Annotated in this window: 8 protein-coding genes and 4 pseudogenes; 5 read left to right on the top strand and 7 right to left on the bottom strand. The window is 68.3% G+C overall.

What is annotated here, in order from left to right:
- Nucleotides 1-163: 163 nt before the first annotated feature.
- From MXD61_RS04675 to MXD61_RS28315, 4 genes and pseudogenes are all read left to right on the top strand, one after another.
- On the top strand, nt 164-1,297 hold the full coding sequence (locus tag MXD61_RS04675) for an IS630 family transposase (RefSeq protein ID WP_248811619.1): 1,134 nt from the start codon (nt 164-166) through the stop codon (nt 1,295-1,297).
- A gap of 70 nt (nt 1,298-1,367) precedes the next feature.
- Nucleotides 1,368-1,694 (top strand): annotated as a pseudogene (locus MXD61_RS28325) (hypothetical protein); the annotation flags it as partial.
- Nucleotides 1,695-1,717: 23 nt separating this feature from the next.
- Entirely contained in the window at nt 1,718-2,065 is a 348-nt protein-coding gene (locus MXD61_RS28320; RefSeq protein ID WP_248811621.1) for an IS110 family transposase, read from the top strand.
- A complete protein-coding gene (locus MXD61_RS28315; RefSeq protein ID WP_248811618.1) occupies nt 2,062-2,778 on the top strand; it encodes a transposase in 717 nt (238 codons plus the stop codon). Before MXD61_RS28320 ends, MXD61_RS28315 begins: the two co-directional genes overlap by 4 nt.
- Nucleotides 2,779-3,112: 334 nt before the next feature.
- On the opposite strand, the pseudogene MXD61_RS28670 reads toward MXD61_RS28315, so the two are convergent.
- The 6 genes and pseudogenes from MXD61_RS28670 to MXD61_RS04635 form a co-directional block, all read right to left on the bottom strand.
- Nucleotides 3,113-3,319, bottom strand: a pseudogene (locus tag MXD61_RS28670) (TetR/AcrR family transcriptional regulator); the annotation flags it as partial.
- Between the two features lie 137 nt (nt 3,320-3,456).
- Entirely contained in the window at nt 3,457-4,995 is a 1,539-nt protein-coding gene (locus MXD61_RS04650; protein ID WP_248811616.1) for an AMP-binding protein, read from the bottom strand.
- A 534-nt stretch (nt 4,996-5,529) separates the two neighbouring features.
- Nucleotides 5,530-5,656: pseudogene (locus tag MXD61_RS28665) on the bottom strand (RNA-directed DNA polymerase); the annotation flags it as partial.
- An 81-nt stretch (nt 5,657-5,737) separates the two neighbouring features.
- Nucleotides 5,738-7,213, bottom strand: a complete 1,476-nt coding sequence (locus MXD61_RS04645) for an MFS transporter (RefSeq protein WP_248811615.1) — start codon at nt 7,211-7,213, stop codon at nt 5,738-5,740.
- Between the two features lie 154 nt (nt 7,214-7,367).
- On the bottom strand, nt 7,368-8,771 hold the full coding sequence (locus tag MXD61_RS04640; RefSeq protein WP_248811614.1) for a carboxylesterase family protein: 1,404 nt from the start codon (nt 8,769-8,771) through the stop codon (nt 7,368-7,370).
- An 18-nt stretch (nt 8,772-8,789) separates the two neighbouring features.
- Nucleotides 8,790-9,305, bottom strand: coding sequence for a CoA transferase (locus tag MXD61_RS04635; protein WP_248811613.1), 516 nt, complete (start codon nt 9,303-9,305; stop codon nt 8,790-8,792).
- Nucleotides 9,306-9,530: 225 nt separating this feature from the next.
- Here MXD61_RS04635 and MXD61_RS04630 point away from each other — a divergent pair, with 225 nt between their 5' ends.
- Nucleotides 9,531-10,769, top strand: coding sequence for an IS701 family transposase (locus MXD61_RS04630; protein WP_248811620.1), 1,239 nt, complete (start codon nt 9,531-9,533; stop codon nt 10,767-10,769).
- Nucleotides 10,770-10,886: 117 nt separating this feature from the next.
- Here the strand turns inward: MXD61_RS04630 and MXD61_RS04625 are convergent.
- Nucleotides 10,887-11,082, bottom strand: a pseudogene (locus MXD61_RS04625) (ISAs1 family transposase); the annotation flags it as partial.
- Between the last annotated feature and the right edge of the window lie 76 nt (nt 11,083-11,158).

Here is an 11,158-nt window from a genome sequence, read left to right as displayed (position 1 = left end):
ACGCCCTACCGGCCGCCGCTTGACATCACTCACCGTGACCAGGCGCCGGAAAGGAACTACTGAGGCGCTGCACTAGTGCCGTAGCCGCGAAGGTTTGCCCGTTGTGGGGACGCGCCGCGTCGGGTCCCGTCCTGGCCTGGCCGTCCGGCTGATGATCTGTGGTGTGGCGGAACGGGTGCGGGTCCGGGAGATCGATCCGGACGAGGGACAGCGGCTGTTACGGATCGTGCGACGGTCCTCGGGGTCGGTGGTGACGTGGCGACGGGCGCAGATGATCCTGCTCTCCGCGCAGGCCATGACCCCGACGAAGATCGCGGAGGTGACGTTCACGTCGGAGGATCGGGTCCGCGATGTGATCCACAACTTCAACGCCGACGGGTTCGACTCCCTCTATCCGAAGTACGCAGGCGGCCGACCGCGGAAGTTCACGCTGCCGGAACGCCGGGAGATCAAGAAGATCGCGAAGTCCCGTCCCTCCGAGCATCAGCTGCCGTTCTCGACCTGGAGCCTGACCAAACTCGCCGAGTTCCTGGTCGCCGAGGGGGTGGTCGACGACATCAGCCATGAGGGCCTGCGGGTCCTGCTCCGCGAGGATGGCGTCTCCTTTCAACGCCTGAAGACGTGGAAGGCCAGCTCGGATCCGGAGTACGAACCGAAGAAGGCCCGCGTCGAGCACCTGTACGCGATCATCGACGGACAGGTCGTGCCCGAACCCGGCGAGCCGGCGGTCGTGTTCTGCCTCGACGAGTTCGGCCCGCTGAACCTGATGCCACGTCCGGGGCGGATCTGGGCCGGGGTGGGTGGTGCGAAGACCGACCCGAAGCGCGGCCCGCGGCGCCGCCGGCGGGCGACCTACACCCGCACGCAGGGGGTGCGGCATCTGATGGCCGCCTACGACCTGGGCAAAGACTGGATGTACGGGCATGTGAAGACCACGAAGAACCGCACGGTGTTCCTGACCTTCTGCCGCTACCTGCGCGGCCTCTACCCACCCGACGTGCGGATCGCGATCATCTGCGACAACTACAGCCCGCACCTGTCGACCCGGGTCGATGGGCGGGTCGGAGCGTGGGCGGCGGCGAACAACGTCGAGATCGCCTACACCCCGACGAACAGCTCATGGCTCAACCGTATCGAGGCCCAGTTCACCGCCCTGCGCTACTTCGCCCTCGACGGCACCGACCACCGCAACCACCGCGCGCAAGCCAGCATGATCCGTCGCTACCTCGGCTGGCGGAACCGCCACGCCGCCGACAAGAAACTCCGCGCCGTCGTCGCCAAGGCGAACGTTGCCTGATGCGGCACTAGTTTGGCGAGGGATCTTGACCTTGCGGGTCGCCCGCTGTGCTTCGAGCACGCCAGTCAGAGTGTTGATCTTTGTCGGTCCCCGGGCGGTCGCTACCTGTAGGTATCGGCTGGTTGGGGGTGCGGTGGACGGTTCGGTCGAGGTCGTTGTGGACGACACCGAGCAGATCCTGGAGCGGGTCGCGGCGATCGACGTCGCGAAGGCGTCCGGGAAGGTGTGCGTGCGGGTCCCGCACGACAGCCGGGAAGGCAAGCGGGTCACCCGGGTCTTCGACGTCGCCGCGACGGTCCCGGCGGTGGAGGGGCTGGCGGACCACCTGGTCTGCCAGGGCGTCGAGCGGGTGGTTCTCGAGAGCACTGCGGACTACTGGCGGGTCTTCTACTACCTGCTCGAGGAGCGGGGCCTCGAGGTGTGGCTGGTCAACGCCCGGGACGTGAAGAACGTCCCCGGAAGACCCAGACCGACAAGCTGGACGCCGTGTGGCTGGCGAAGCTCAACGAGCGCTCGATGCTGCGCCGGTCGTTCGTGCCGCCGACACAGATCCGCCGGATGCGGGTCGACCTCGTCGAGGACCGCACACGGGCCAAGCAACGCGCGGAGAAGCTGCTCGAGGGAGCGCTGGTCAAGCTCTCCACGGTGGTCTCGGACCTTTTCGGGGTCGCGAGCCGGCGGATCCTCGACACGCTGGTGGCCGGGGAACGCGACCCGCGCCGGCTCGCGGCGCTCGGGACGGGCCTGAATGCCTCGCCGGAGGCGTGACCGCGGCGCTGACTGGCCGGTTCAGCGACCACGACGCCTTCCTGCTGAAGATCTACCTGGAGCAGGTCGACACGCTTGACCGGCAGATCGCCACGCTGTCCGCGAGGGTCGAGGAGATGACCGCGGCGATGTCACTGCCCACCCGCCAGCCCGACACGGTCGAGCCCGCCGAGGTCGACGGGGTCACCGAGGTCGACGGCGTGCGCGGGACGGTCTCGACCGTCACCGGTGAGATCGTTCCACCCGTCGCCGACACCGTGCCCACGCCCGCCGCCGGCCTGTCGACCACACCCGTCGGCGGGTGGCCGGCGTCGCTCACCGCCGCGGACCTGGTCGACCTGCTTGACGCGATCCCCGGGATCGGCAGGGACGCCGCGCAGATGATCCTCGCGGAGATCGGAACGGACATGAGCCCGTTCGCGACCGCGGGGCACCTGGCGTCGTGGGCGAACCTGACCTCACGCACGATCCAGACCGGGGCGTCCCTGCGGATGGGCCGGACCGGACGCGGCAACCGTTACGTGCGTCGCACGCTCGGTTCGGCGGCGGCCTCCGCCGGACGCACCGACACCTTCCGCGGTGCCCGCCACCGGCGGCTGCGCGCCCGCCGCGGCAGCCTGAAAGCCATCGTCGCCACCAGCCGCTCCATCCTGGAGATCATCTGGCGGATGGTGCGCGACCAGGTGCCGTTCCGGGATCTCGGCGCCGACTAACACACCCGCCGGCAGGACCCGGAACGGCGCAAGCGCGCGCTGGTAAGACAGATGAAAAACCTCGGGGTCTCCCCACAGGAAGCCGCCTCGATGCTCGCCGCGGCCTAACCCCCGGCCCGCGCGGCCTGACGGCCGCACCGGGAGGCCGCGCGAACCCCGACACGCACCCGTACCGCTAGTCAGAAGGGCAGACCGACCGCCACCCCGAACTGCCGTCTTCCCGCGCATCAGCGGCCAAGTGCCCTGGTGCGCGCGAGCCTGCCCACATCACCTTGGGGTTTCCAGTCAGAGCGACCGCGTACGTGCTGGGACGTGCGCTGCGTCTGCTGCTGGATGCCGGTGATGAAGAGCGGTCCTTCGACGCGAAGTGGTAGAGGACGGCGGCCTTGGAGATGCCGACGGCTTCGGCGATCGCCGACAGCGAGGTCGCCGCGTAGTCGCGCGTGGAGACCAGGTCGATCGTGCACTCGATGAGCTGCCGGCGGCGGGCCTGCTCGGTGAAGGTCAGCTGGCCGGGGTCAGCACTCCGACGGGGAGTCATCCTGTTGCCGGCACACCCGCCAGCAGAGGGCACGACCTTACACCGAGGCCTCCGCGCCTGGCGATCCGCGCCGAGCGCGGAGGATGCCGGACCCGGAGGCCCCGCCGAGGCCTCGGGCAGGCGCGGAGGCCGGAGTGTCAGGAGGACGCGTGCCCGGCGCGGGCGCGGAGCAGCTTCTTGTCCGGCTTGCCCGCGTCGGTGAGCGGGAGTTCCTCGACTAAGGTGATGCATGCCGGCTCGTACATCGAGCCTCGCTCGGCGCGCACCAGGGCGCGCAGCTGCTGCTCGTCGACCCCGCTGCCGGGAACGGGCACGACGGCGGCGTGCACCTGCTCCATGTCGTCGGCGCCGCGCACGCCGAAGACGGCGCTCTGGAGCACCTGCGGGTGGGAGTTGAGGAGGTCCTCGAGCTCGGTGGTGTATACATGACCGCTCACGACGACGATCATGTCCTTCAGCCGGTCGAGGACGGTGACGTAGCCGTCCTCGTCGAGGAAGCCGATGTCACCGGTGTGCAGCCAGCCGTCGCGCAGGACCTCGGCGGTCAGTTCGGGCTGCTTCCAGTACCCCTCCATTACCATGGCAGAGCGGACGCAGATCTCGCCGTGCTCACCGACCAGCAGGTCGCGGCCGGCCTCGTCGCGGATCGCCACCTGGACTCCGGGCAGGACCTTGCCGGCGGAGCAGAGCCGGTCGGGGCGCTGCGGGTCGTGGTCCTCGGGGGTGAGCAGGCTGATGCCGCCGGCCTCGCTCTGGCTGTAGAACTGGACGAGCACCGGGCCGAAGCGGCGCAGCGCATCGACGATGCGGCCCGGCGATGCCTGGCAGCCGCCGTAGGCCAGCCCCTCGAGGCTGGAGGTGTCGTAGCGGTCGGAGGCCGGGTGGTCCAGCAGCTGGTACAGCAGCGGCGGGAGCACGAAGAGCTGGGTGATGCGCTCGCGCTCGATCGCGGCGAGCACCTCTCCGGCATCGAAGTCGTCGAGCAGCACGACGGTGCCGCCGGAGAGGAGCGTGACGTCCGCCATCATGCCGGCGGCGTGGGCGAGGGTGGTGCACACGAGCTGCCGGGGCGGGGCCTGCCGCGGGCCCAGCTCGCGAGGCATAGCCTCCCGGAGCTGCTGGAAGGTGGCGCAGATTCCCTTGGGGTGGCCGGTGGTGCCACCGGTGTGGTGGATGCCGAACACGTCCTGCGGCTGGGCGTCGCCGGCGAACGGCTCCGCGGACTCGTCGGCGGCGAGCGCGAGCAGGTCCGTCCCCGTGGTCGCGGGACCGAGAGCGAGGACGGCCGCGACCGGTGCCCGTTCCGTGACCTCGGCGGCACGGTCGGCGTAGCGGGGGTCGACGATCAGGGCGCGGGTCTCGACGTCGCGGACTATGGCCGCCTGAACGTCGGCCGACAGCTTGTTGTAGAGGTGGTTGACCCGACAGCCGAGCAGGTTGGCGGCATAGCGCGCGGCGATGGTCTCTGGGAGGTTGCCGCTGAGCAGGGTGACGGTCTGGCTGCGGCCGACGCCCTGCGCGCGGAGGGCGCGGGCCATGCGGTACACGAGGTCGCTGAAGGCTCCGGCGGTGACGCGGCGGCGGCTGTGCACCAGGACCTCTCGCTCGGGCCGGGCGGCGAGGGCGTTGAGGCTCTCCTCCACGTACGTGCGGAACGCGGGTGCGGTGGCGGGCATGAGTGAATCCTCCTGACACGGCCGCGTTTCGTCCCCGCATGCCGCGCTCGGTGTGTCAGTGGTCGGTGGCGTCCGGGGCCTGATGGTACGTCACGCCGGACACATGGAACTCCCCCACCCAGCATGAATTTGATTGCCCCAGACAACTAGTCTTCACGCTATCGGGTCGTCCCTGGAGTGTTCCCGCTTTTATGGACACTGGTTAGGCTGCCAGGTCGGTTATCTTTCTGGTAACTATTCAGTAGGTTTCCCATTTTCCAACCGACGGGACGCTGATCGTCTGCCGTGCCGAGTTGAGGATGGTAGTTCTCCCGAGATGCCCGACAGCCAGGTAGAGCGTTTCACGCCGGGGCGGCGTGCCCGAAGGGCCAGGGGAACTAGCTAGGAGCGCGTCGTCGGCGTACCGGGCATAGTATAGCTTTCGGTAGCCCGAGTCGTTGGGGTCTCTGCGGGGGGTCGTGCGCTGTTGCACGCGGAGTTGCCACGCGGCGGCGTGGTTCCTCCGGACCTTTGCTTGCCGGGCAGCGTTGTACACCCTCCGGTAGGCAGGGTTGTGCGCTCTCCTTTCGCCTCTCGTGTATTCGGGGATGAGTACGGTCTCGACGAAGGTGTCGAGGCGGTGCAGGTAAATGTTGGAGAGGATCGGTGACGCGATACCGCCTTAAGTACTCCGTAAGATCCTTGTCGTAGTGCCTGCGCCTGGCGGCGCACCCGAACTCGGTCAACCCAGGCGGGTTGGGAATCAGTCGGCTCGGAAGCGGCTGGCTGCATTGCCTCGCAGGCCGAACAGCCCGATCAGCAGGTTCAGTCCGACCCACACGAACAGCACCGCGAAACCACGCTGCAAGCCGGAATTGAGCGCGTGCACCGGATCGACACCCTGGCCGACCAGCTCCGCCGAGCGCGCGCCGACTGACGTGGCCACCACCGCGAGACCGAGCGCGCCGCCCACCTCGGCGGCGGCGTTGAGGATGCCCGATGCCGTGCCGGCGTCCTCCTCGGTCGCGTCGGCTGTGCCGACCACCGGAATAGTGATCATGCAGATCACGAGCCCGATGCCGAGCAGTGCGGTCACCGGCAGCAGCAACGTCCAGTACCCGGAGTCGATCGTGGCGTTCACCATCAGTCCGAGCATCCCGGCCAGCAGCACTGTGCCCACGAGGAACGGGCCACGCGCGCCGGTCTTCGGGATCACGCGGGCCACCACACCCGATACGAACAACATCGCCAGGCTGGTCGGAATGTAGGCCAGGCCCGTCTGTAGCGGGCTGTAGTGCAGCACGCCCTGCATGTACTGCGGCAGCAGGAAGAACGTCGGCAGCATGATGCCGGCCGAGACCAGCTGGCCGAGGCTCGCCGCGACCACATTGCGCTTGCCGACCAGTCGCAGCGGCACCAGCGGCGCGCGGTGGCGCTGCTCGATCCGGACGAACGCGGCGAACAGCACGACGCTCACCGCGAACGCCCCGACGGTTTGCCAGCTCGTCCAGCCGTTCATGGTGGAGCTGACGATGCCGTAGACGAGCAGCAGCAGCCCGCCGGTGATGGTGAGGGCGCCGCCGAGGTCCGACGGCGGCTTGCGCCGGTCAGGGCCGCCGCCCGCGACGAGGCCGGCCACCGCGCCGATGACCGCCAGGCCGACCGGCAGGTTGATGTAGAACGCCCACCGCCAGTCGATCTGCACCAGCAGGCCGCCCAGCAGCACGCCCATACTGGCGCCGATCCCCAACACGGAGCCCCAGGTGCCGAGCGCCTTCGTGCGTTCGGTCTGGTCGGGGAAGGACGTGACCACGATCGACAGCGCGGCCGGTGACGCGGCCGCGGCGCCGATGCCCTGAAGCGCCCTGGCGATCAGCAGCTGGGTCGCGGTGGTGGCGGTGCCGGCCAGCAGCGAGCTGCCGGTGAACAGCACCAGGCCGGTCAGCAGCACCCGGCGCCTGCCGACCACATCGGTCAGCCGCCCGCCGAGCAGCATCAGGCCACCGAACGGCAACACGTAGATGCTCATCACCCACTGCTGACCGGTGGTGGACAGATGCAGCGCGTCGTGCACCTGGGGCAGCATCACGTTCACGATCGTCGCGTCGAGCATGAGCATGAGCTGCGCGACCGACACGACGGCTAGCACCCACCACCGGCGACGGACCTGCGGAGCCTGCTGCTGGTCCGCGAGCGGGCTTGGCGCCGAGCCCGCCGGCGCGTTGGTATCGGTACTCATCGCGATCTCTCTCCTCGGTGGTGCGTGGGTACTGAAGGCTCGTCAAGGAAGCGGTGACCTGCAGCGCTCGCGGTGGACGGCTCGACCAGGGCACGCGGTCTGGGGCTCCCGGGTCATCTCGCCGGGGCATCCAACCTAGGACCAGGCGCTGCCGTCACCTGCGGGCATGCCTTGACCCGTGGCTGTCGGGCGCCGCGATCTGGCAGGTCACCGGCTCCTCCGGGGTCCAGCTCCTCCAGGGCGGACACCCGTGCCGGGCCAATGCGATCAGCGCGTTCTGTTCCAGCTCCCCGACAAGGCGGTCCGTATTCGTCCCCTCATTGCCCTGAGCATCGACGAACGATGAGGCCATGTCGGTGCCGTGTACTGGCCATGCCGCCAGGGAAGGATTGTGGGAAGCGAAGTTCGAGTTGGTCGGCGCATAGCAGAATTGCTGCGGCCAAACAGTCCTGCCGGCATCGTGAGCCGCCCGCAGCAGTCGGTCGGTGGGTTCCAGATAGTTTCTCTCCGAGAGCAGTTCAATCATTTTCTCCTGGTCGCCGGAAGGGGCTCCGACGTCCAGTGCCTCATAGGCTCGACTGAAGACCTCGTCACCCATGGCGACGTAGATCCCCGCCTCCTTCGAGGTCACCGACATCAGCAGTGGGACGCCAGCGATGCCCCCGTCCCTGATGGTCTCCAGCGGCGGCCTGGGCACTACGGAGCCGTCGACGAAGGGACCGTAGCGGACCTTGACACCCCGTTCGAGCAGCTTCCCGTGGATGTGACGCAGGCCCGCGTTCGGGAGCCTGCTCAGATCGTCCGGCGAGCTCGCCAGTGGCCCGGCCGCGGCGATGAACTCCTCGGTGAAGCGGACGGCGGCGTCCTCGGACACCGGCACCTCGGCGTTCCCGCTGTAGATCGCGGCCTTGTGGAACAGCCCGTGAGCCAGGGGTGCGCCGAGCAGCGTCGCCACGTCGCAGCCACCTGAGGACATGCCGAACAGCGTGACGTTCGCCGGGTCACCGCCGAAGCGAGCGATGTTGTCCTTTATCCAGCGCAGCGGCATGACCTGGTCAAGAACCTCGAGGTTGGCGCTGTCCGCGAAGTCCTGGTCGTGGCCACCCAGATAGAGGCAGTCCCACAGGCCGAGGCGATAGTTCGCGGTCACGACGACGACGCCGTGCCGAGCCGCGAAGTGCCACGGGTCGATCCGGCTGCTGGCGCTGTCGTACACCCGGTTGCCACCATGAAGCCAGATCAAGACGGGGAGCGGGGCATCCTGGCGCGGGCCAGGTGACCAGACGTTCAGGTTGAGGCAGCCCTCGTTCTCGACAAGTTCGTCCAGCGGGACCCGGTACAGGCTCCTGCCGACCTGGATCGGCAGCTGCCAGCTGACGGCTCCCCAGCGGTTCGCCTCGAGCGGGCCGGCCGGCCTCACCGGCTCGGGCGGCCGGAAACGCCGCTCGACGTGACCGTAGGGCACACCCCGCCAGTTGGGCACTCTTCGGTCAAGAAAACCGCGTATCTGCCCGGACGAGGTCTCGACCACGAGGCCGCCCTCGACGGAATCAAGCATGGTGTCGTCCCCGAATCCTCAGAAAAGGTCAGGGTTTACTTCCTTCAGCTTCTCAGGGCCGATACCCCACCGCTCGAGCGTCCCGGGCCGGAAGTTCTCGATCACAGTGTCCGCGTTGGCCGCGAGGCGCAGAAACTCCGCCGCGCCCTCCGGAGTGCTGAGATTGAGGACGATTCCCTGTTTGTTCCGGTTCAGCACCTTCCACCAGAGCGGTACGCCGTTGGTCGCGAGCCCGAGACGGCGCATCGGATCGCCGGACGGATGCTCGACCTTTATCACTCTCGCACCGAAGTCGGCGAGCAGCTGCGCGGCGAAGGGCCCCGCCAGGACGGTGGAGATGTCGATAATCGTCAGGTCCGCAAGTGGTAATGGTCGGTCCGCCATATGTACCAGTCCTCCCACAGTCTCACGGCAGCACAGTTTGATCGCGTCCGATCGCCGAAGACCGACCGCGCGGAGCATCGAATCGCGTCCATGCTCGCCTGCGCCGCCGTTTCCTGGAACCCCTATCTTCCTGGTCTGCTCCTTGATCAAGGATCTGAATGCAGAGCGGCGGAGCCCGGCGACTAGTACGGCAGCAGCACTTTTGTGATCGTCTTGTGTTCCCGTGTTGATCTTCGGGGTGGTTGGGTCGGGGCGGTCACGGACGCGAAGCGGCCACCGGTGACATCGCGGGTTGTGTGGACCATCGAAGATCGACCAGTGGCCGTGGGCCACAGCATAGACAGCGACCGTTGGCGGGCTGAGTTCGACGCGCTCCTGGACCGGGTCACGACCCGGTTCGCGCGGGTCGAGACCCGCCGCCGGGTCGGCCGGTTCCTGCTGGGACTGACGGCAGGTCTGGGCCGGACGAACTGCTGGACCGTCTCCGAACACGCGGGCGAGACGTCACCCGACGGGATGCAACGGCTGCTCTCGCGTGCGGTGTGGGACAACGAGGCCGTCCGCGACGACCTACGCGACTACGTCGTCGAACGGCTCGGTGAGGCTGGTGCGGTGCTGGTCGTGGACGAGACCGGGGATCTGAAGAAGGGAACGGCGACGGTCGGGGTGCAACGGCAGTACACCGGCACTGCGGGAAGAATCGAAAACGCGCAGGTCGCGGTCTATCTGGCTTACGCCGCCGACCGCGGCCGCGCGTTCATCGACCGGGCGCTCTACCTCCCGAAGAGCTGGACCGGCGATCCGGATCGGCTCGCGGCGGCCGGCGTCCCGCCCAGCACGGTGTTCCAGACCAAGCCCGCGCTGGCACGAGGGATGCTCACCCGCGCGTTCGACGCCGGCACGCCCGCCCGCTGGGTCACGGCGGACGAGGTCTATGGCAACGACCCGAAACTACGGGCCGAGCTGGCACGGCGCGGTGTCGGCTACGTGCTGGCCGTCGCCAGCAACCATCGTGTGCGCACCGGGATCGGGGTGCGTAAGGCCGTCGAACTCGCCGTGCGGCTACCCGCCCGGTCCTGGCAGCGCCTGTCCGCCGGCGCTGGATCGAAAGGGCAGCGCTACTACGACTGGGCGATGATCAACACCGTCGACCAGGATCTCCCCGGCCGGCACTGGCTCCTCATCCGCCGCAACCGCCGCACCGGCGAGTACGCCTTCTACCGCGCCCACGCACCCGGCCCGATCCCGCTGTCCGCGCTGGTCCACGTGGCCGGACGCAGGTGGGCCGTCGAGGAAACGATCCAGACAGCCAAGGAACTCGCCGCCCTCGACCAGCACCAGGTCAGAAAATGGACCTCCTGGCACCGCTGGACCATCCTCGCGATGCTCGCCCACGCCTTCCTCACCATCCTGGCCGCCAGCGAACGCGACCAACCCGCACCCCCCGGGCTGCTACCCCTGACCGTGAACGAGGTCCGTCGACTGTTCACCACGCTCACGGTCCGGACAACCAGCACCGTCGCCCACGTCCTGCACTGGTCACAGTGGCGCCGACGCCACCAAGCCGCCGCCCGCACAAGCCACTGCCGACAACGAAACGATCAAGCCACATGATCACAAAAGTGCTGCTGCCGCACTAGGGGTTGGTTCCGGGGCCGACTAGGGGGTCGGCTCCGAATTACTAGGGGTCGGGGCAGGGCGGCGGCATAGTTGCTGGTTAGCAATTTGGGTTCATGATCGTGGTGAGTGGTCGTTCGGGTCGGCGGGCGTGGTGGCGTGGTGCCTGGGCGATGTTGGTGGTGCCGGACAGGGGCAGGATGCTGATCGCGAGGTTGCGGAGGCTGGCCATGACCTGGGGCGCGTTGCCGGTCCGGGCACGGTGGTGGTCCTCGTCGTAGGTGACATCGCGGACCCAATGCAGCCGGTTGAGGTGCCCCTTTTCTCCCGGACAGCGGTCCCTACTAGAATTAGGGGCAGCACGGAAGGGGTAATAGTTGACGCAG

The organism is Frankia sp. AgPm24, from assembly GCF_023243055.1.
In the GTDB taxonomy this organism is placed as follows: domain Bacteria; phylum Actinomycetota; class Actinomycetes; order Frankiales; family Frankiaceae; genus Frankia; species Frankia umida.
This window is presented reverse-complemented; position numbering and strand designations above follow the sequence as displayed.

What these genes read in the sequence shown, in the direction of transcription:
- MXD61_RS04645 (WP_248811615.1), bottom strand. Translation starts at nt 7,213, where the DNA reads ATGAGTACCGATACCAACGCGCCGGCGGGCTCGGCGCCAAGCCCGCTC.
- MXD61_RS04640 (WP_248811614.1), bottom strand. Translation starts at nt 8,771, where the DNA reads ATGCTTGATTCCGTCGAGGGCGGCCTCGTGGTCGAGACCTCGTCCGGG.
- MXD61_RS04650 (WP_248811616.1), bottom strand. Translation starts at nt 4,995, where the DNA reads ATGCCCGCCACCGCACCCGCGTTCCGCACGTACGTGGAGGAGAGCCTC.